Source organism: Streptomyces sp. NPDC059003 (assembly GCF_042740445.1).
In the GTDB taxonomy this organism is placed as follows: Bacteria; Actinomycetota; Actinomycetes; order Streptomycetales; family Streptomycetaceae; genus Streptomyces.
Genome location: NZ_JBHYJH010000115.1, coordinates 12143 through 32567, shown reverse-complemented (window position 1 = coordinate 32567; position 20425 = coordinate 12143). Strand labels below are relative to the sequence as shown.

Below are 20425 nucleotides of genomic sequence, written 5' to 3'. Positions count from 1 at the left end.
CCGGTCAGGTCCCTTCGGAGGCGAGGCCGCTGTTCCCCGCCGCCGGGGAACTCTCCGGCGGGCCCGTCCCGGGCGGGGACGCGTCCGGCGAGGGCGAGCACGGCGCCTCCGGGGCCGAGGGCGCGGGACACCGGGACCCCGGCGGGTGGGCGGGAGTCGAGCCGCTGACGCCGGGGCCGGGCACACCGGCCGGACCCGTGTCCGTCGGCGGCGGCTTCACCGGCGGAATGCCGGGATCGCCGCCGCCTCCGGACTCGCCGCCGTTCGAGCCGTCGGCCGAACCGTAGGCCGTTCCACCGGGAGCGGCGGTGGACCCACCGGGAACCGACTCCTGCGACGAGGCCACGCCGAGCCCCGAGGGCCCGCCGGGCCTCCCCGGCGTATGTCCTCCCGGGCCGCTCGAACCGCCGCACGCGGCGGCCGCGAAGCCCATGACCACCACCATGACGGCCGCCGCCGCGGTTCCGCCTCCGGCCACGACACCTTGGCGCACACGCATCTGTTCCCCCTCACACCGGAACACCTCACAGTGTGTGAGCGAAGAATGACACCGATCGCGGGGGCTGCCCATGCCCCGGGCCCGGATTGTTCGGGGCGACGACCGGCACCCGGCGAGATCGACAGCGCTCCGGAGGTTTTGGTAGCACTGCTGCCATGAAGGACAAGCCCTCCGAACGCTCCGGATACCACCACGGCTCGCTGCCCGCCGCGCTCACCGCGGCGGCGCTCGACCTGCTCGACGAGCAGGGCCTGGAGAAGGTGACCGTGCGCGAGGTCGCGCGCCGCGCCGGGGTCTCACCGGGGGCGCCGTTCCGGCACTTCGCCGACCGGCAGGCGCTGCTCACGGCGGTCGCCGACCTGGTCCTCGCCGATCTGGAACGGTGGCAGCGCGCCCAGGTCCTCGGCGCGGACCCGCCCGCGATGCGCGCGATCGGCCTGGGCTTCGTGCGCTACGCGATCGCCCATCCGCGCCGCTTCGAGCTGGTCAAGTCCGCCGTGTTCAGCCCGTCCGCGCCGCCGGAGCTGCAGAGCCGCCTGTCCGGCATCGAGCGCGCCTTCACCGACCTCATCGTCGCCGACCAGCGGGCGGGCCTGCTGCGCGCCGCCGACCCCGCCCTCATGGGCCTCGCCGGGCAGGCCCTCGTGTACGGCCTCTCCCAGATGATCGTCGACGGGTTCCTGCCCGCGGAGCGGGCGGAGCGCCTTGCCGAGCAGGTCCTCGACCTCTTCGGCCTCGGCGTGGCCAACCTCGGCCCCTGCTGACCGGCCCGCCCGCGCGCGGTTCGGTCAACCACCGCCCCCGCCAAGGACCTTGACCCTCCCCGACCCCCCTGATGTAATCGCTGCTTACTTCCGCTCGCTCCAGCGGATCCCCCGGCAACTGGAGGCAGCATGTTCGCCAAGCCGACCCCCGGCTTCACCACCGCGGCCGCCGAGGGCGACACGGTGGTGCTGCTCATCGGCATGCGCATCAACCACTTCTGGGCGGTCCACCACACCGTGCCGGTGTTCTTCGCCATGCTGCGCATGCTCCGCGAGCTGGCCAAGGATCCGAGCCGCGGCCTGCTCGGCCGCATCCTTCTGACGGCGTCGCCGCGCACGTACTACGTCGTCCAGTACTGGGAGTCGAAGGAGAAGCTGTACGCGTACGCCGCCGCGCCCGACGGGTTCCACCACACGATGTGGGGGCTCGCCAACCGCATGCAGCGCGCGGGCAAGCTCCGCGGGCACGTGGGCCTGTGGCACGAGGCGTACATCGTGCCGGAGGGGTCGTACGAGTCGATCTACTTCGACATGCCGCCCTTCGGGCTCGCGGCGGCGACCGGGGTCCTGCCCGTGGAGAGCCGCGGCCGCCGCGCCGCCGACCGGTTCGCGCACCGGTCGAAGAGCCCGGCGGAGCCGAAGAGGCCGGCGGAGCCGACGGGCCCCTCGGAGCCGAAGGGCGCTTCGGACCGGCCCGCGCAGGACCGGCCCAAGAGCCCCTCAGGCACCGCCTGACCCGCGGGGCGCGGCGGCCTCCGCGTCGAGCACCCGGTCGGGCCTGATGGGCAGTGCCCGGTGGCGTACGCCCGTCGCGTGCCAGACGGCGTTGGTGACGGCCGCCGCCGCGCCCACGATGCCGATCTCACCGATGCCCTTGATGCCCACCGGGTCGTCCTCGTCCGGGTCGTCCACCCAGTCCGCCTCGACGATCGGCACGTCCGCGTTGGCCGCGATGTGGTAGCCCGCGAGGTCGGCCCCGACCAGGGCGCCGGACGCCTCGTCCCGTGCCGCCTCCTCGTGCAGCGCCATGGACAGGCCCCAGACCATCCCGCCGACGAGCTGGCTCCGCGCGGTGAGCGGGTTGATGATGCGGCCCGCCGCGAACATGCCGAGCATCCGCCGCACCCGCACCTCGCCCGTGCCGACGTCCACGGCGACCTCGGCGAACTGCGCCCCGAACGAGCGCCGTTCACGCTCCGCGAGGGCCGCGATGGCCTCGGCGGAGTCCGCGCGCACGGTGATGCCCTCCGGCGGGATGTCGACGCCGAGGGCGAGGCGCTCCCGCAGCTCGCGCACCGCGATCGCGACCGCCCAGCCCCACGAGCGCGTGCCCATGGAGCCGCCCGCGAGCCACGCGGGCCCGAAGTCGCTGTCCGCGATCCGCACCCGCACCCGGTCCGGCGCGACCTCCAGGGCGTCGGCGGCAAGCAGGGCGAGCGCCGTCCGCGCGCCGGTGCCGACGTCGGCGGCGGCGACCCGCACGGTGAACGTGCCGTCCGCCTCCGCCGTGACGGATGCCGTGGAGGGCAGGGCGCCGACGAAGAACGAGGACGCCGCCATGCCGGTGCCGAGCAGCCAGCGCCCGTCGCGCCGCACGCCGGGGCGCGGGTCGCGGTCCGCCCAGCCGAACCTGCGGGCGCCCTCCTCGTAGCAGGAGAGCAGATTGCGGCTGCTGAACGGCAGGCCCGAGAGCGGCCCCACGTCGGGTTCGTTGCGCACCCGCAGCGCGATCGGGTCGACGCCGCACTTCTCGGCGAGCTCGTCGAGCGCGCACTCCAGGGCGAACGACCCCGGCGCCTCGCCCGGCGCCCGCACATAGCCGGGCGTGGGCACGTCCATCGGCACGACGCGGTTCACGGTGTGGTGGGCGTCGGCGTCGTACAGGGCACGGCCCACGTTGGCGGCCAACTCGAGGAACTCGTACAGCCGCGACGTGCGGCTCTGCGACAGGTGGTCGAGCACGCGCAGGCGTCCGTCGGAGTCGGCGCCGAGCCTGACCCGCTGAGCCGTGGGGCTGCGGTGGCCCACCAGCGAGAACATCTGACGACGTGTCAGCGCGACCCGGACGGGGCGCTGCAGGACCGTCGCCGCCATCGCGGCGAGCACCTGGTGCGGGCGGGTCAGTTTGGAGCCGAAGGCCCCGCCGACGTGGTCGGAGCGCACCCGCACCGACGTCGGGTCGAGCGAGAACAGCTTCGCCAGCTCGTCGGCCACGGCGGCGCTGCCCTGGTTGGAGTCGACGACGTCCAGGCGCCCCGCGTCCCAGCGCGCGGTCGCCGCGTGCGGCTCCATCGGGCTGTGGTGCTCCTCCGGCGTGCTGTACCACGCGTCCACCACGACGGGCGCGGCGGCGAGTTCGGCCGCGACGTCGCCCTTGCTCAGCTCGGGCGGCTCCAGCGCTTCTTCCGGGGTGTACGCGTCCGGGTGCGCGGCGGCGAACGCGACGTCGTGCGGCTCCGTCTCGTAGCGGACCACCAGGACGTCGGCGGCCTGCCGCGCCTGCTCGACCGTCTCGGCCACGACGAGGGCCACGGGCCAGCCGGCGTGCGGCACGCGGTCGTGCTGGAAGACCTGGAGGAGCGGGTCGGCCGGTCCGACCACGGTCTGGTAGTCGCCGTCGAGGCGCGGGGCGTTGCCGTGGTGCAGGACGGCGAGGACGCCGGGCAGGGCGAGGACCGGCTCCGCCACCACCTCGCGGACGCGGCCGCGGGCCGCGGTGGACAGCACGATCCAGCCGTGGGCGAGGCCGGCGAAGGGGATCTCCGCCGCGTAGCGGGCGGCTCCCGTGACCTTGGCCCTGCCCTCCAGGCGCTGGGTCGGGGTGCCGACGGACCCCGCGCGGACGGCCCTTCCGGCGGACGTGGTCATCGGGCGGCCTCCTCGGCGAGTTCGGTCAGTACGGCCACGATCAGGTTGCGCGTCAGTGCCACCTTGTATCCGTTCCGGGGCAGCGGCCGGGCGGCCGCGAGCTCGGCGTCCGCGGCGGCGGCGAACGCCTCGCCGGTCGCGGGCGCGCCGGTCAGCGCCCGCTCGGCCGCGCGGGCACGCCAGGGCCGCGACGCCACGGCGCCGAGGGCGAGGCGGACGTCCCGTACGACGCCGTCCCGGACGTCGAGGGCCGCGGCGACCGATCCGATCGCGAACGCGTACGACGCGCGCTCGCGCACCTTGCGGTAGCGGGAGCGGGCGGCGACCGGGGCCGGGGGCAGGGTGACGCCGGTGATGAGCGCACCGCTGGGCAGCGTGGTCTCCAGGTGCGGCGTGTCACCGACGGGCCGGTAGAAGTCGGCGAGCGCCAACTCCCCCGGCCCCTCGGCGGTTTCGTACGTGACGACGGCGTCGAAGGCGGCGAGCGCGACGCCCATGTCCGAGGGGTGCACGGCCACGCAGTGCTCGGACGCGCCGAGGATCGCGTGGTTGCGGTGCTCTCCCTCGACGGCGGGGCAGCCGCTGCCGGGCGCCCGCTTGTTGCACGCGTGCGCGGTGTCCGTGAAGTAGCCGCAGCGGGTGCGCTGGAGCAGGTTGCCGCCGACGGTGGCCATGTTGCGCAGCTGCCCCGACGCACCGGCGAGGACGGCCTGGGCGAGCGCCGGGTAGTCGCGGCGCACGTGGGCGTCGGCGGCGAGGTCGCTGTTGGTGACGGTCGCGCCGATGCGCAGGCCGCCGTCCTCGGTGGGGTCGATCCGGTCGAGGGGCAGATCGCGTACGTCGATGAGGCGACCGGGGTGTTCGATGCCCGCCTTCATGAGGTCGACGAGGTTGGTGCCGCCGCCGAGGAAGCGGGCCTCGGGGTCGGCGCCGAGCAGGGCGACCGCGCCGGACACGTCGTGGGCGCGCTCGTAGGCGAACTCCCTCATGCCGCCTCCTCCGGGTCCACGGAGCCGAACTCCCCGGCAGTGCCTGGCACTTGTGATCCCTCCTCGGCGGCGCGGGCCACCGCCTGCACGATCGACACGTACGCGCCGCACCGGCACAGGTTGCCGCTCATCCGCTCCCGGATCTCGTCGGCGGAGAGCGGCGGCACCTCGGCGTCGGGGTGCACGTCGGCGGTGGCGGCGCTCGGCCAGCCCTTCGCGTGCTCCTCGATCACGGCGATGGCCGCACAGATCTGCCCGGGCGTGCAGTAGCCGCACTGGTAGCCGTCGAGGTCGAGGAAGGCCTGCTGCACCGGGTGCAGGTGCTCGCCGTCGGCGACGCCCTCGATGGTGGTGACCTCGCGGCCTTCGGCGGCGACCGCGAGCTGCAGGCAGGCCACGGCCCTGCGCCCGTCGAGCAGCACCGTGCACGCGCCGCACTGCCCGTGGTCGCAGCCCTTCTTGGTGCCGGTCAGGTCGAGTCGCTCGCGCAGCGCGTCGAGCAGGGTGGTGCGGTGGTCGACGGGCAGCGTGCGCTTCTCGCCGTTGACGTTCAGAGTGATGACGCTGGACGTCGATAGGGCCATGCTCTGCCTTCTTTCGCGTTGGTGGTGCGCGTCGGGCGTGGGGCGCGGGCCGACAGGAGGCCGATGGTGAAGGGAGCCGGTGCACGGTCAACAGGCTGATGCACCGTCAACAGTTCGACCCCGGCCGCCCATTCCGGCCGGACCCCACGGACCGGCGGCGGCGTCGCCCTCCTGCGCCGCTCGCCGTATGCCGCTAAGGTGAGCCTAAGTGGACAGTTGTCCGGTACAGCGGAACGTACCGGACAACTGTCCGCTTGGGCAAGGCAGTTCGACCGACCGGGTCACGACGGCGGGCCGGACCGGCGGGTCGAAGACGGGGGCGCGGCGGGAGTCGCAGCCGGAAGGAGGCCGCGTGCCGCAGAGCGACGAAGGGCCCCGGCGCTCGGACGCCCGGCGCAACCGCGACCGCATCCTGGAGGTCGCCCTGACGGAGCTGACGCGCTGCGCCGATACGCCCTTGAGCGCGATAGCCAAGAAGGCGGGCGTCGGCCAGGGCACGTTCTACCGGAACTTCCCCAACCGCGAGTCGCTGGTCCTCGAGGTCTACCACCAGGAGGTCAAGCAGGTCGCCGACACCGCGACCCAGCTCCTCGCGACCCGCCCGCCGGACCGGGCCCTGCGCGAGTGGATGGACCGCCTGGCCCGGTACGCGATGACCAAGGCGGGCCTGGCCCAGGCGATGCGCGAGGCGGTCAGCGTCCACAGCACGCTGGCCGCGCTGGGGCGCGGCGCGGTCACGTCGGCCGTCACGCGACTGCTGCGGGCGAACGAGGAGGCGGGCACCATCCGCCCCGGGGTGACCCCCGACGACTTCCTGCTCGCGATCGCGGGACTGTGGCAGCTCGACCCGCGCGGGGACTGGGAGGCGCGGGCCGGACGGCTCCTCGACCTGGTGATGGACGGGCTGCGGGCGGGGCGGCCGGGGGCGCGCGGGTGACGCGCCGTCAGCGGTGCAGGGCGGGCGGGACGGCGGGCCTGGACCGCGCGGCTCAGGAGGTCCCGGGCCGGGTGCGCCGCGCGTAGGCGCGGGCCGCGCGGGCGCGGTCGCCGCAGCGCGTGGAGCACCAGTGGCGGCGGCCGTGCCGCAGCAGGTAGCGGTTGCAGGGAGTGGAGCCGCAGGCCGTGAGTCGTTCGGCGTCGGCCCCCGTCAGCAGGTCGGCGGCGTCGGCGGCCAGCGCGGCCAGGGCGTGCTCGACGATCTGGGTGGTGGGGTGGGACGCGGCCCGGTACAGGCCGCGGGTGGCGTCCCAGTGCAGCAGGGAGGCCGCGGGCGCCCGCGTCAGGGCCTCGTTGACGGCCGCGAGCGCGCTCGCCGGTGCGGGACACCCGTCGACCCGGGAGGCGAGCAGGGACCGGATCTGTTCGCGCAGCGTCCGCAGCTGGGCTGCGCACATCTCCTGAAGTCCCGCGTCGACCGGGGCGAGTTCGCGCGCGACCAGCCAGCCGTTCGCCGCCTCGGGGGTGCCGAGGAGGTCGAGGAACTGGCCGCCGGGCAGGGCGATCGCGCTGTTGGCGAAGTCGAGCGCGACGTACCGCTCCGCGCCGGGCGCGGGCGGCGGGTCGGGCTCGGCTGCGGGCACGCGGGGCAGCTCCGACCCCCTCGCGGGAGCGGGCGGCACGTCCGGCTCAGTCGCGGTCTCCTTCACGATTCTCATGGTACGGCTTGTGCTCATCCATGAGAAGCCACTACCTTCCTCTCACGGATACACCACTACTCATCCATGAGGTGTTCTCTTCCATGGCTTCTGCAAGCACGCCTGCCCACCCATCCGGCGAGCAGATACCCGTCCGCGTCGTCGGCGGGCCGACCGCCCTCATCGAGTACGGCGGCCTGACGTTCCTCACCGACCCCACCTTCGACGCGCCCGGCGAGTACCCCGTGTCGGACCGCAAGCTCGTCAAGACGGCGCCCGCCTCCGCCACGCCCGCCGAACTCGGCCGCGTCGACGTCGTGCTGCTCTCCCACGACGAGCACCCCGACAACCTCGACCACTCCGGCCGGGCCCTCCTCGCCGACGTACCCGTCACCCTCACCACCCCCAGCGGCGCCGGTCGCCTGGGCGGCACCGCCCGGGGCCTGGCTCCCTGGGAGTCCGTCGAACTGGCCCGCCCCGACGGCGGATCGGTGACGGTGACGGGCGCGCCCGCCCTGCACGGCCCGGAGGAGCTCGGCGTCGAGGAGGTCGAGGCGACCACCGGCGAGGTCGTCGGCTTCGTCCTCACGGCGGCCGATCTGCCCACGGTGTACGTGAGCGGGGACAACGCCTCACTCAGCCTGGTCAGGGAGATCGCGGCGCGCTTCGGCCCCGTCGACACCGCCGTCCTCTTCGCCGGCGCTCCCCGCGTGCCGCTCTTCGACGGCGCGCTGCTCGTCCTCGACAGCGCCCAGGCGGCCGAGGCCGCCGCGATCCTGGGGGCGCGCCGGGTCGTTCCCGTCCACTGCGACAGCTGGGCCCACTTCACCGAGGGCCACGACGAACTCGTGGCCGCCTTCACGGCCGCGGGCCTCGCGGACCGGCTCCAGCCGCGCTGACCGGAAGGCAGGGTGGCGGGAAACCAGCGCGGCAGGCGAGCAAACTGACGGGCACAGGGGCTGACAGGAAAAGTAATCCGTGGCGGAGCGGGCGGAGCCGGGCTACGCTCGCCCGCGATGATGAATCACTCTCCCTCTCGTGACAGATGGGGGGCTCCGTCCGCGCAAGGTGAGTGCTGATGCTCACTCATCCCGCGAACGGGGACTCCCGCCTTTCCCTCTGGCTGCGCGTGCGCGAGTTCGCCGTGCCGCCCTCCATGATCGAGACTGCGACCGCCCGCCGCTCCGCCGGGGACTGGGCGGGCGCGTGCGCCGCCGCAGGACTCGATGTCGATCTCCATCCGCGCTCCGTGGCGCGTACGCACGGCCGGGATCTCGCGGCCCGACTCCGGGCCGATCTGCGCCACTTGGCTCCCGACCTGTTGCGCTGGCACCTGCCGAGGATCGCTCCCGACGGGCTGCTGCGCCCAGGCCTGACGATCTCGCTCGCCCGGTACGACACCACTCGGTACGACACCACGGGGCGCGACGGACCACACCCGGTGCACCTCGTGGTCCGCACCCCGCCCGCCTGGGCGGACGCCGGTCAGCGGTTCAGCCTCGCCCTGTGGGACGGGCCCGGGGCCGACTCCGGGCGGCATCCGCACCCCCGTCCCGACCGGCGGTTCCGGCTCGATCTGCACCGCCATCTGTGGGACGTACGCAGGGCCGGTGAACTGCGGACGCGGTCCGGCGCCGAGCGGCCGCCCGGCAACTCCCCTGCGCTGGACCCGGATTCACTGAAGGCCGTACCGCAGGGGTACCGCTGTGCCGTGGACCGATGGGCGGCCGAGGCGGCGATCCTGCTCCGCGCCGACGAGCGGCGCGGCCGTGCCGTCACCGTGCGGCTGGGGGCCCGGCATCGGCTGCGTCTGGACCTGGACGGGGACGGGGACGCCGCCGGGCCGCACTCGGCGCGGATCACGCCGGCGGCCACGGACGGCACAGCCGCCGAACTGCCCGTCCTGCCCGACGCGGCGACATGGCTGCTGCCCGACCTGGAGCTGCTCCGCGCCGGTGCGCTCACGGCCGGGCAGCTGCACCCGTTGGTCGCCTCGGCCCTGGCGCCCGGTCACGCGCCGGCCACCGCGCCCCGCGTTCCGGATCCGCCGGGCCGGCCCCGCGTCGTGGACTGCCGGGGAGCCCGGCACCGGATCGGCCTGGTCGACGGTGTCCTCGCCCCACTGGACCACGACCCGGACGAAATCAGGCGGGAAGAGCTCCTCGTCGCGCTGACCGGTACCCCGCTCCCCTGCTTGCAGGCCATCGACGCGGCACACCGTCAGCCGGACTGCCTCACCGGCGTCCGCGAGCGGCTCGTCCACGGCGACATCGCCGGTGCCCTGGCCGTCGTCGAGGGCCTCCTCGGCCCCGACGCGGTGCTGCGCGACGGCGCTCTGCGGGACGCGCTGGAGACGGCCGCGCGACGGCGGATCACCTACGGCCTCTTCAGGGCGGGCCTGGCCGGTCCCGGCCCCGCCCGCCGCACGCTCGGCCCGGACCGGAACCGGGACCACCGCGCGCATCCACGCCACGCGACCTTCGACTGATCCGGGCCCCGCCCCTCCCCCGTCTTCCTGCTCTCTTCCTGCCTCGCGCCACGACCCCACAGGTGATCACACATGCCCTCCTGCGCCCCGCCCACCGCCACCCCGACCGCCCCGGACCACGGCACCCAACTCGACGTCGCCGACGGCCTCCTGGCCCTGCTGCGCGACACCACGACCGAAGCGCGCCCCGACACCCAGCTGGCGGCCCTGACCCTCGCCGTGGCCGCCGACCTGCCCGTCCTGCTGTGGGGCGAGCCGGGGATCGGTAAGACCGCGGCCCTCACCCAGCTCGCCGAGACCCTGGACCTCCCGCTGACCACGGTGATCGCCAGCGTGCACGAGCCGTCCGACTTCTCCGGGCTCCCCGTCGTCGGCGACGATCCCGCGGAGCACGGCGTCCCGATGGCGCCGCCGGACTGGGCGGTGCGCCTCGTGCGGGCCGGACGGGGACTGCTCTTCCTCGACGAGCTGTCCACCGCGCCGCCCGCCGTGCAGGCCGCGCTGCTCCGCCTCGTACTGGAACGGCGGATCGGCGCCCTCCAGCTGCCGCCCGGCGTACGGATCGTGGCCGCCGCCAATCCCCGGTCGTCGGCGGCCGACGGCTGGGAGCTGAGCCCGCCCCTCGCCAACCGGTTCGTCCATCTCCAGTGGGCCCACGACCACGAGGTCGTCGTACGCGGCCTCGGCGGGACCTGGCCCCGGGCCACCCTGCCCCGGCTCGCACCGGAGCAGCTGCCCCGGGCCGTGGACTTCGCGCGCCGAGCGGTGTGCGGGCTGCTCGCCGCCCGTCCCGAACTCGTCCACCGACTGCCCAGCAGCGAAGCCCGCCGCGGCGGCGCCTGGCCGTCGCCCCGGAGCTGGGAGATGGCCCTGCGCCTCATCGCCTTCACGACGGCGGCCGACGCCTCGCGCGACGTACTCTCCCTGCTGGTCAGGGGGACCGTGGGCGACGGCCCCGGCCTGGAACTCCTCGCGAGCCTGGACCGGATGGACCTGCCCGACCCCGAGGAGCTCCTCGCCGACCCGGCGGGGGCCGTGCTGCCCGAGCGGGGAGATCTGCGGCAGGCCGTGCTCGACGGCGTGGTCGCGGCTGTCCGCCAACGCCCGGACAAGTCCCGCTGGGACGCGGCGTGGGCACTCCTGGTCCGGGCGGTGGAGACCGGAGCCCCGGACCTCGTGGTCGTGCCCGCGACCACCCTCGCCTCGCTGCGCCGGACGGACTGGGACGTTCCGGCGTCGATCGAGCGGCTGGCCGGAGTGGTCTCCCTGTCCCGACGCGCGGACCGAGCGGCGGACAAGGCGGCGGACAGGTCGGCGGTCGCCACGAAGGCCGGACGATGAGCCCGGACGCGCTGGACCGCGACAAGCTCCTCGCCGCCCGCCTGTACGCCGCCCGCGCCCGGCCCTACCTCGCCACGGCCCTGTTCGCCCTGCACGTCGTGGAGTCACGACGGGTGCCGACGATGGCCGTCGACCGGCACTGGCGGGTCTACGTATCGCCGCTGTTCGTGGACCGGACGCCCGTCGAGGAACTGGCCGGGGTGTGGGTGCACGAGGTGTCGCACCTCCTGCGCGACCACCACGGGCGCGGTGACCGGGTCGCACGCGAGCGCGGCCTCACCGGCCCCGGCGAACGGCTGCGCATGAACATCGCCGCGGACTGCGAGATCAACGACGACGCGTTCGGCGACGGCCTCGTCCACCCCGAAGGAGCCGTCACTCCGGGCCTCTTGGGGCTGCCGTCCGGTGAGCTCATGGAGGACTACCTGCGTCAGTTCCGGCTCGGGCCGCACACCCAGAGCCTGGCCTGGCTGGACTGCGGCAGCGGCGCCGACGGCCTCGACCGGGGGTGGGACCTGGGTCCGGACGGCGCGCACGGCCTCAGCGACCAGGAGCGGGACCTGGTCAGGTTCCGGGTCGCGCAGGGCATCACCGGCCGCCCGGGAAGCGCCCCGCAAGGGTGGCGGCGGTGGGCGGAGGAGGCGTTCCATCCGCCGCAGCCGTGGCGGGAGTTGCTGGGCGCGGCCGTCCGCTCGGCCGCCACCAGCGCGGGGGCGGGCGAGGACTACAGTTACGGCCGCCCGTCACGGCGGTCGACCGCGGTGCCCGGCGCCGTGCTGCCGAGCCTGCGGCGCAGACCGCCACGCGTCTCCGTCGTCATCGACACGTCGGGTTCGGTCAGCGACGCCGAGCTGGGCAGCGCGCTCCTGGAGGTGACCGCGATCTCCCGTGCCGTGGGCGGCCGCCGCGACCTGGTCAGCGTGGTGCCGTGCGACGCGGCGGCCCGGATCGTGCACCCGCTCTGCCGCGGCGAGGGCATTCCGCTGCTGGGCGGTGGGGGTACGGATCTGCGGACGGGCTTCGCGACGGCGCTGCGGGCCCGGCCCCGGCCCGATGTCGTCGTGGTCCTGACGGACGGACAGACCCCCTGGCCGAGCGCCCGTCCCGCCTGCCGGACGGTGGTGGGCCTGTTCCCCCGGCCGCGGTCGGCGGCGTCGTGGGACGAGGACGACCCCGACTACGTACCGGACTCGCCGCCCGCCTGGGCGCGCGTGGTGGACATCGGCTCGGCCCCGTCCGCGTGGTGAACCCCCTCCGGACGGCCCCTCCCATTCCCTGGGGGAGGAGCCGTGGCACGACTATGGACCCATGACTGACACCTTCACCACGAGGATCATCGACGTACGGACCGGCTCCCGGGAGACCGTGTACGACCTGACGGCCGAGTGCGCGGCGTTCCTGCGGGACGTGGCCGACGGGCGGGACGGACTCCTCAACGTCTTCACGCCCCACGCCACCGCCGGCCTGGCCGTGATCGAGACCGGGGCCGGGAGCGACGACGACCTCCTGGCGGCCCTGCACCAGCTGCTCCCCGCGGACGACCGGTGGCAGCACCGGCACGGCTCCCCCGGCCACGGCCGGGACCATGTGCTGCCCGCCCTCGTCCCGCCCCACGCCACGCTCCCCGTGCTGCGGGGCGCGCTGGAGCTGGGGACCTGGCAGTCCGTGGTCCTGGTGGACACGAACGTCGACAACCCGAACCGTCAGGTCAGGCTGTCGTTCCTCGGCTGAGCGGGTCCGAGCGGGCCGCGACAGGTCTGGGCGGGCGGAGTAGTCCAGCAGGAAACATGCAAGGAGCGTCCTTATCCTCCCTATATGCCGTCTTCGCGCACGCGCCTCGTCGTCATGGCCACCGTCCTCGGCCTGGTGGCGGTGCTCGGGGTCGTATGGCTGGTCAGATCCGCCACCACCGGCGGCGACAACACCGCCGGAGACGGGGCGACGAGCTCAGCGGCCTCCTCGAACAGCACCGCGACCAGCGCCAGCACGCAGGCCACCAGCGGTGGCCTGACGCCGAACGGCGACCGGACGCGCAAGAGCGGCCGCCGGTCCATCCAGTTCAACAGCCTGCGGCTCGACGGCAACGGCGACGACCAGGGCTGTCTGACCGTCATGAACACCGCGGCCACTCCCGTCACCATCGAGAACGTTTCCTTCGCCCTGGCCTCGGGACCGGGCACGCCCTCGGTCCGCTCCGACAACGCCGCGCACTGCGACGGCGGCCCCCGCTGCAACGGACTCCGGTTGCCTCCGGCCCCGGACGGCGACTGCCGAGCAGGGGTGGTCCTCGGGTCGAACGCCACGCCCGGCGACTACAAGCTCACGACCACGGTCCAGTTCAGCTTCCTGTGCGACAACGCCAAGAAGTCGCCCTGCAACCACCTGCCGGGCTCGGGCGGCCCACCGCCGACGCCGCAGGACCCCGTCCTGGTCAGGGGATCGACCTCCGACGTTCCCAAGGCACACGTGTTCGTCGAGGAGTCGGAACCGCCCCCTTCGAGCGAGCCGCCCCCGTCCCCGGAGACCCCGCCCACCTCGGACACCCCGCCCCCGCCCGACACACCGCCCTCCCCGAACCCCCCGCCACCTCCGCCGCAGCCGCCCGCCGACTCGCCCGACGCGGTGCAGGAATGACGGCCGATGACAGCCGAAGAAGCGCCACCGCCCGACCCACCACCGGCGCCTCCCCCGCCCCCGCCTCCGCCTCCGCCGCCCGAGTCTGAGGACACCGGCGGCCAGCAGCCCGTCTCGGCCCGGATCCGGCAGCTCGCGGAGGCGGTCGGCCCGACCACGCTGGCCACCGCGCTCCTGATCTACTTCGGCTATGTCGCCACCCGTGCGCGGTACGACTACTTCGGCATCCCCGTCGACATGACCGGCCGGTCCAACCAGAGCCTGATCCTGGACGGCCTGGAGGTCGTCTACGTCCCCGCGGCACTGATCTTCCTCGGGGTCCTGACGCTCGCCGGGATCCACGCCTGCGTCCTGAGGCTCCTGGCCCACGGCACGCGGGACGGCACACCGGCCGACAACGCCTTTCTCGCCTACGCCATCATCCTGATCGGCGTCCTCCTCATCGGGAGGGCGCTGGTCGGCATCCTCGTTCCGGACTCCGAGACCAGCGTGGTCATCGGCGTCACCCCGCTCGCGCTGGCCTTCGGACCGGCCGCGGTGGCGTACGGCGTCTGGGTCTACGGCCGCCAGCGCGGGCGACCGCTGCTCCCGCAGCGCCTGGCGCGCAACGGCGCGATGGCCGCGATCGGCCTGACCGTGGCCGGTCTGTTCTGGGCGTCGACGCAGCTGGCGTGGGCCTACGGCACGGGCCGCGGCAAGGAGGACGCGGCCGAGCTCGTGGACCGCCCCGAGGTCGTCGTCGACACCAAGGACCCGCTGGACGGCCTGCCCACGGGGGTGGCCACGTCACGGCTCGGCACGGCGGGGAGCGGCGAAGGGGCGTACCACCACCGCTACCGGAACTTCCGGCTGCTCCTCGCGTCCGGCGGGCGCCTCTTCCTGGTGACCCCGGACTGGGAGCGCGGTCGGGACCAGACGGTCGTCCTCCCGTACGGGGACGACATCCGGGTGCAGCTGCTCCCGCAACCCTGAGCCGCCACCTAGGCGTTCACATGGCACTCTGCCGTGTCGCGGTCACAGTGTGATACGCCGCGTCCGGTCCGCGAGACGGCATTGACCGGTCCTCGCCGAGATCGCTACGTTCGGCCACATGTTGCGTTCAGCTCTGCTCACTTCGCGCGGTCACATCGACCTGCTGCGGGTGGCCTCCGCCGCGTGTCGTCGCGGCTGCTGACGCCCTCTCTCTTCCCCCTTTTCTCCTCCCCGCGGGCCCGGCGCCTCGCCCTTGCCGCCTGCCTCGCGCCGCGCTGAGCGCCGCCTCCCGGCCGCGCCGCACGCCCCCGCGCTTCTTCTCCCCTGTTCTCCCCTGTTCTCCGCTGCCATGGAGCGCCATGAGCATCAGCCATGCCCCGCCACACCCTGAAGCCGACGACACGTCCAAGCCCAGCGAGGACGTGACCGCGCCCGACCTCGTCACCCTCGTCCCCGCCTCCGCCCGCCGCACCCGCGTACCCCGCTGGCTCCGCCGCACCACCGGCCCCCTGCTCCTGCTCGCCCTGTGGCAACTCCTCAGCTCCACCGAGGTGTTGCAGAGCGACGTCCTCGCGCCTCCCGGCACCATCGCCAGGGTCGCCGGGGATCTGGTCCAGGACGGGTCCCTCACCTCGGCCATGGGCGTCTCGCTCCAGCGCGTCGCCATCGGGCTGCTGCTCGGGACGCTCGCGGGGACGGGGCTCGCGCTGCTCTCCGGGCTCTTCCGCATCGGCGAGGACCTCGTGGACGCGAGCGTGCAGATGCTGCGGACCGTGCCGTTCGTGGGGCTCATCCCGCTGTTCATCATCTGGTTCGGCATCGGCGAGGCCCCCAAGATCGCCATCATCACGCTCGGCGTCACGTTCCCGCTGTACCTGAACGTGTACGCGGGGATCAGGGGCGTCGACTCCCAGCTCATCGAGGCCGGGGAGTCCCTCGGGCTCTCGCGGTGGGGACTCGTGCGGCACGTCGTCCTGCCGGGGGCGCTGCCCGGCGCCATGACCGGCCTGCGCTACTCGCTCGGCATCGCCTGGCTCGCCCTCGTGTTCGCCGAGCAGATCAACGCCGACGCCGGGATCGGCTTCCTGATGGTGCAGGCGCGGGACTTCCTGCGGACCGACGTGATCGTCGTCTGCCTGATCGTCTACGCCTTCCTCGGCCTCCTCGCCGACTTCGTGGTCCGTACGCTCGAAAGGCTGCTGCTGCAATGGCGACCGACATTCACCGGCCGGTGACCGATCGGGCGGCCGACGCGCCGCGCACCACGGAGGCCGAGCGGAGTCCGGTGCGGCCGTCCGCCGTACGGGTCGACGGGCTGAGCCGCTCCTTCGACGGGCGCGCCGTCATCGACCGGCTCCATCTGGACGTGCGGGCGGGCGAGTTCGTGGCCCTGCTCGGGCGCAGCGGCTGCGGCAAGTCCACGCTCCTTCGCATACTCGCCGGGCTCGACCGCGACATCGAGGGCACCGTGCTCGTGCCGCGCCGCAAGGCCGTCGCGTTCCAGGCCCCGCGGCTCATGCCCTGGAAGCGGGTGTGGCGCAACGTCGTCCTCGGCCTGCCCGGCAGGCCCGAACGTGCCGTCGCCGAGCGGGCCTTGGAGGAGGTGGGGCTCACCCATCGGGCGCGGGCCTGGCCCAAGACGCTGTCCGGCGGCGAGGCCCAGCGCGCCTCGCTGGCCCGCGCCCTGGTGCGCGAGCCCGATCTGCTGCTGCTCGACGAGCCGTTCGGCGCGCTCGACGCGCTCACCCGCGTCAAGGCACAGCGGCTCGTCGACGAGCTGTGGCAGCGGCGCGGCTGCGCCGTGCTGCTCGTCACCCACGACGTGGAGGAGGCCGTGCTGCTCGCCGACCGCGTGCTCGTCATGGACGACGGGGTCATCGCGCACGAGCAGCGGGTCGAACTGCCGCGCCCGCGGGATATCGCGGATCCGCGTTTTGCCGTGCTGCGCGCCGGGCTCTTGGAACGGCTGGGGGTCGGCCCCACCGTCGCAGCCGCCTGAGCGCCCCGCTGGGTCCGGTGTGCAATCTGCGGGTGCGTCCGGGCTGGTCGCGCAGTTCCCCGCGCCCCTTCGGGGCGCTGCCCCCCGCCGCGCTGGATTTCGTCAAGCCTGCTTCCCCCTCACCCCCCCGACGCATCCCCGAACCGAACGAACGGAACCCTCCCCATGCGACGCCTGCGCCTCGCCCCGCTTCTGCTCCTCCCCCTCGCCCTGACGCTCGCCGCCTGCGGCGGGGCGTCGTCCGCCGACTCGTCGAGCGGCGGTCTCGGCGGCGACAACACCGACGGCAAGGGGTCGCTCACTCTCAACGTCGGTGACCAGAAGGGCGGTTCGGAGGCCGTCCTGCGGGCCGCGGGGGAGCTCGACGACCTGACGTACAGAATCAAGTGGTCCACGTTCACATCGGGGCCGCCGCTCCTCGAGGCCGTGAACGCCAAGGCCGTCGACATCGGCGCGGTCGGCAACACGCCGCCGGTGTTCGCCGCGGGCGCGGGATCGAAGATCGCGGTGGTGGCCGCGACGCACGGCATCGCCACCGGCGAGGCGATCGTCGTGCCGAAGGACTCGGGCCTGCGCGGGACGGCCGACCTCAAGGGCAGGTCCGTCGCCGTGGCGCAGGGGTCGTCCGCGCACTACCAGCTGATCGCGTCCCTGCGGAAGGCCGGGCTCACCCTCAAGGACGTGCACGTCAAGTACCTCCAGCCCGCGGACGCGCTCGCCGCGTTCACCGGCGGCAAGGTGGACGCGTGGGCGGTGTGGGACCCGTACACCTCGCAGGTGCTGCGCGGCGGCAAGGGGCGGGTCCTCACCGACGGCGAAGGCGTCGTCAACGGACTCAGCTTCCAGGTCGCCGCGCCCGGCGCGCTCAAGGACAAGAAGAAGGCCGCGGCCGTCGCCGACTACCTCCGGCGGCTGCGCAAGGCGCAGTCCTGGGTCCACAAGCACCCCGAGGCGTGGGCGAAGGTCTGGGCGAAGGACACGGGCCTGCCGTACGAGGTCGCGCTCGACTCGGTCAAGCGCAGCCACGGCACCCGCGTCCCGGTCGCCGTCGACCGGAACGTCATCGACTCCGAGCAGCGCATCGTCGACACCTTCGCCGACCTGAAGCTCATTCCGCACCGCCCCGACTTCGCCGACTTCACCGACACGCGGTTCAACGGCTCGCTGCCGCCCTCCACCACCGCGCCCCGCACGTACGACAAGGAGTCCTGAGCATGACCGTCCACCTCCACTGGTTCCTGCCGACGGGCGGCGACGGCCGCACCCTCGTCGACCGGCACGCCTACACCGACGGCGGCATCACGCGCTCCCGGGTCACACCGGTGAGCGGCGTGCGGGCGCCCGACATCGAGTATCTGGCCCAGATCGCCAAGGCCGCCGAGCAGCTGGGCTTCGAGGCGGTCCTCACGCCGACCGGCACGTGGTGCGAGGACGCGTGGCTGACCACGGTCGCGCTCGCCCAGCACACCGAGCGGCTGAAGTTCCTGGTGGCGTTCCGGCCCGGGGTGATCTCGCCCGTGCTCGCCGCGCAGATGGCGGCGACGTACCAGCGGATCACGCGCGGCCGACTGCTGCTCAACGTCGTCACCGGCGGCGACTCCACCGAACAGCGGCGCTTCGGCGACCACTTGGACCACGACCGGCGCTATGCCCGCACCGACGAGTTCCTCTCGGTGGTGCGCGGGGTGTGGCGCGGCAAGCCGTACGACTTCGACGGCGAGCACTTCCAGGTGGAGGGCGGGCTCACCGCGCTGCCGCCGGACCCGCTGCCGGAGATCTTCTTCGGCGGTTCGTCGGCGGCCGCGGGGCCGGTCGCCGCGCGGCACAGCGATGTGTATCTGACCTGGGGCGAGCCGCCCGAGCAGGTGCGGAAGAAGATCGACTGGATCCGGTCGCTCGCCGAGGCCGAGGGGCGGACCGTGCGGTTCGGCATCCGGCTCCACACCATCTCGCGGGACTCGTCGGCCGAGGCCTGGGCCACCGCGGGGAGGCTGCTCGACGACCTCGACGCGGACACGGTCGCCGCGGCGCAGGAAGCCCTCGGCCGCAGCGAGTCGGTGGGCCAGCAGCGCATGCTCGCGCTGCACGGCGGCTCCCGCGACGACCTGGTGATCGCGCCGAACCTGTGGGCGGGCGTCGGGCTCGTCCGCGGCGGCGCGGGCACGGCCCTGGTGGGCAGCCACGCCGAGGTGGCCGACCGCATCGAGGAGTACCACGAGCTCGGCGTCGAGCACTTCATCTTCTCCGGCTATCCGCACCTGGAGGAGGCGTACTGGTTCGGGGAGGGCGTGATCCCCGACCTGGCGGCGCGCGGCCTCCTCCCGCGTATTCCCGTCTCGCCGCTGGCGGGCGTGCCGGCCGCGAACGGGCGTCCGGCGTCGGCCCCGGGCGGGGCCCCGCTGCTGGTGTCAGGGGGGCGCTGACCTCGTACGCCTCGATGTACGTCTCGATGTACGTCTCGTCGTACGCCGCGATCTGCGTCGCTGTCCCGGGAAGGTCCCGAACGGTCCCGGGAAGATCCTGACTCCTGCCGTAGTTAGTAGAAGCGTGAACGAGATCGGGGTACGAGACGCGGGCGTGACGGACGTCGACGTGGTGGTCGTCGGCGCCGGGCAGGCGGGCCTGTCCAGCGCCTACCACCTGCGGCGCAAGGGGTTCGAGCCGGGCCGGGACTTCGTCGTGCTCGACCACGCGCCCCGGCCCGGCGGCGCCTGGCAGTTCCGCTGGCCCTCGCTCACGTACGGCAAGGTGCACGGCATGCACGCGCTGCCGGGCATGGAGCTGACCGGCGCGGACCCGGACCGGCCCTCGTCCGAGGTCATCGGGGAGTACTTCGACGCGTACGAGCACCGCTTCGACCTGCGCGTGCGGCGGCCCGTCGACGTGCACCGCGTCAGCGAGGGCGAGGGCGGCCGCCTGCTCGTGGAGACCTCCGCGGGGACCTGGTCCACGCGGGCCCTGATCAACGCGACCGGCACCTGGGACCGGCCGTTCTGGCCGCGCTACCCCGGCCAGGCGACCTTCCGCGGCCGTCAGCTGCACACCGCGATCTATCCGGGGCCCGAGGCGTTCCGCGGCCAGCGGGTCGTCGTGGTGGGCGGCGGGGCGTCCGGCACGCAGCACCTCATGGAGATCGCCCCGTACGCGGCCGAGACCTGGTGGGTCACGCGGCGGCCGCCCGTCTTCGCCGACGGCCCCTTCGACGAGAACCGCGGGCGCGACGCGGTCGCCATGGTCGAGGAGCGGGTGCGCCAGGGCCTGCCGCCGCTGAGCGTGGTGTCGGTGACCGGGCTCGCCGTGACCGACGCGGTGCGCGCGGCCCGCGAGAACGGCGTCCTCGACCGGCTCCCGATGTTCGACCGCATCACGCCGAGCGGCGTGGAGTGGGCCGACGGCCGCCGCGTGGACGCCGACGTCATCCTCTGGGCGACCGGGTTCCGCGCGGCGATCGACCACCTGGCGCCGCTGCGGCTGCGGGAGCCCGGCGGCGGGATCGGCATGGACGGCACGCGGGCGGCCGCCGATCCGCGGGTCCATCTGGTCGGGTACGGGCCTTCAGCCAGCACCATCGGGGCGAACCGCGCGGGGCGCGCCGCGGTGGCGGACATCGTGCGGCTGCTTGCGGGGGCGGCGCCGGTGCCCGCCTGAGGGTG

20 protein-coding genes and 1 pseudogene are annotated in these 20425 nt (G+C 74.2%); 17 read left to right on the top strand and 4 right to left on the bottom strand.

Annotated features, from left to right (window positions below; all coding sequences use genetic code 11):
- From ACFWZ5_RS31505 to ACFWZ5_RS31495, 3 genes and pseudogenes are all read left to right on the top strand, one after another.
- Positions 1-287 (top strand): annotated as a pseudogene (locus ACFWZ5_RS31505) (hypothetical protein); the annotation flags it as partial.
- Between the two features lie 367 nt (positions 288-654).
- On the top strand, positions 655-1263 hold the full coding sequence (locus ACFWZ5_RS31500; RefSeq protein ID WP_384786179.1) for a TetR/AcrR family transcriptional regulator: 609 nt from the start codon (positions 655-657) through the stop codon (positions 1261-1263).
- Positions 1264-1392: 129 nt separating this feature from the next.
- Positions 1393-1998, top strand: a complete 606-nt coding sequence (locus tag ACFWZ5_RS31495; RefSeq protein ID WP_384786182.1) for a DUF4188 domain-containing protein — start codon at positions 1393-1395, stop codon at positions 1996-1998.
- Here ACFWZ5_RS31495 and ACFWZ5_RS31490 read toward each other — a convergent pair.
- From ACFWZ5_RS31490 to ACFWZ5_RS31480, 3 genes are read right to left on the bottom strand one after another with little or no spacing between them, the layout of a single operon-like run.
- Complete coding sequence (locus ACFWZ5_RS31490; RefSeq protein WP_384786185.1) at positions 1984-4131, bottom strand: xanthine dehydrogenase family protein molybdopterin-binding subunit; 2148 nt, start codon at positions 4129-4131, stop codon at positions 1984-1986. The two genes, ACFWZ5_RS31495 and ACFWZ5_RS31490, sit on opposite strands and share 15 nt — an antisense overlap.
- Positions 4128-5120, bottom strand: a complete 993-nt coding sequence (locus ACFWZ5_RS31485) for an FAD binding domain-containing protein (protein ID WP_384786188.1) — start codon at positions 5118-5120, stop codon at positions 4128-4130. The genes ACFWZ5_RS31490 and ACFWZ5_RS31485 overlap by 4 nt, the downstream gene beginning before the upstream one ends.
- Entirely contained in the window at positions 5117-5704 is a 588-nt protein-coding gene (locus tag ACFWZ5_RS31480) for a (2Fe-2S)-binding protein (RefSeq protein ID WP_384786191.1), read from the bottom strand. Before ACFWZ5_RS31480 ends, ACFWZ5_RS31485 begins: the two co-directional genes overlap by 4 nt.
- A 352-nt stretch (positions 5705-6056) precedes the next feature.
- On the opposite strand from ACFWZ5_RS31480, the gene ACFWZ5_RS31475 reads away from it, so the two are divergent.
- A complete protein-coding gene (locus ACFWZ5_RS31475) occupies positions 6057-6641 on the top strand; it encodes a TetR/AcrR family transcriptional regulator (protein WP_384786194.1) in 585 nt (194 codons plus the stop codon).
- 52 nt (positions 6642-6693) lie between these two features.
- Here ACFWZ5_RS31475 and ACFWZ5_RS31470 read toward each other — a convergent pair whose 3' ends face one another.
- Positions 6694-7293, bottom strand: a complete 600-nt coding sequence (locus tag ACFWZ5_RS31470) for a CGNR zinc finger domain-containing protein (protein WP_384786278.1) — start codon at positions 7291-7293, stop codon at positions 6694-6696.
- A 149-nt stretch (positions 7294-7442) separates the two neighbouring features.
- Between ACFWZ5_RS31470 and ACFWZ5_RS31465 the strand changes: the two genes are divergently transcribed.
- The 13 genes from ACFWZ5_RS31465 (at position 7443) to ACFWZ5_RS31405 (ending at position 20420) form a co-directional block, all read left to right on the top strand.
- Entirely contained in the window at positions 7443-8237 is a 795-nt protein-coding gene (locus tag ACFWZ5_RS31465; RefSeq protein WP_384786197.1) for an MBL fold metallo-hydrolase, read from the top strand.
- Positions 8238-8416: 179 nt separating this feature from the next.
- Entirely contained in the window at positions 8417-9826 is a 1410-nt protein-coding gene (locus tag ACFWZ5_RS31460; RefSeq protein WP_384786200.1) for a hypothetical protein, read from the top strand.
- A gap of 72 nt (positions 9827-9898) precedes the next feature.
- Positions 9899-11167, top strand: coding sequence for an AAA family ATPase (locus tag ACFWZ5_RS31455; protein ID WP_384786203.1), 1269 nt, complete (start codon positions 9899-9901; stop codon positions 11165-11167).
- Entirely contained in the window at positions 11164-12414 is a 1251-nt protein-coding gene (locus ACFWZ5_RS31450) for a VWA-like domain-containing protein (protein ID WP_384786206.1), read from the top strand. Before ACFWZ5_RS31455 ends, ACFWZ5_RS31450 begins: the two co-directional genes overlap by 4 nt.
- 61 nt (positions 12415-12475) lie before the next feature.
- On the top strand, positions 12476-12898 hold the full coding sequence (locus ACFWZ5_RS31445) for a YjbQ family protein (RefSeq protein WP_384786209.1): 423 nt from the start codon (positions 12476-12478) through the stop codon (positions 12896-12898).
- A gap of 84 nt (positions 12899-12982) precedes the next feature.
- A complete protein-coding gene (locus ACFWZ5_RS31440) occupies positions 12983-13801 on the top strand; it encodes a hypothetical protein (protein ID WP_384786212.1) in 819 nt (272 codons plus the stop codon).
- Between the two features lie 6 nt (positions 13802-13807).
- Positions 13808-14773 carry a hypothetical protein gene (locus ACFWZ5_RS31435; protein WP_384786215.1) on the top strand — a complete coding sequence of 322 codons (966 nt, stop codon included), beginning with the start codon at positions 13808-13810 and terminating at the stop codon, positions 14771-14773.
- Positions 14774-14891: 118 nt separating this feature from the next.
- Positions 14892-14975 carry a putative leader peptide gene (locus tag ACFWZ5_RS31430; RefSeq protein ID WP_383991831.1) on the top strand — a complete coding sequence of 28 codons (84 nt, stop codon included), beginning with the start codon at positions 14892-14894 and terminating at the stop codon, positions 14973-14975.
- 157 nt (positions 14976-15132) lie between these two features.
- Positions 15133-16008, top strand: coding sequence for an ABC transporter permease (locus tag ACFWZ5_RS31425; RefSeq protein WP_384786217.1), 876 nt, complete (start codon positions 15133-15135; stop codon positions 16006-16008).
- Positions 15981-16772: an ABC transporter ATP-binding protein gene (locus ACFWZ5_RS31420; protein ID WP_384786220.1), complete on the top strand. Its 792-nt coding sequence runs from the start codon at positions 15981-15983 to the stop codon at positions 16770-16772. Before ACFWZ5_RS31425 ends, ACFWZ5_RS31420 begins: the two co-directional genes overlap by 28 nt.
- 165 nt (positions 16773-16937) lie before the next feature.
- Complete coding sequence (locus ACFWZ5_RS31415) at positions 16938-17984, top strand: ABC transporter substrate-binding protein (RefSeq protein ID WP_384786222.1); 1047 nt, start codon at positions 16938-16940, stop codon at positions 17982-17984.
- Positions 17985-17986: 2 nt separating this feature from the next.
- Complete coding sequence (locus ACFWZ5_RS31410; protein WP_384786225.1) at positions 17987-19195, top strand: LLM class flavin-dependent oxidoreductase; 1209 nt, start codon at positions 17987-17989, stop codon at positions 19193-19195.
- A gap of 124 nt (positions 19196-19319) precedes the next feature.
- Positions 19320-20420 carry an NAD(P)-binding domain-containing protein gene (locus ACFWZ5_RS31405; RefSeq protein WP_384786228.1) on the top strand — a complete coding sequence of 367 codons (1101 nt, stop codon included), beginning with the start codon at positions 19320-19322 and terminating at the stop codon, positions 20418-20420.
- Positions 20421-20425 lie beyond the last annotated feature (5 nt).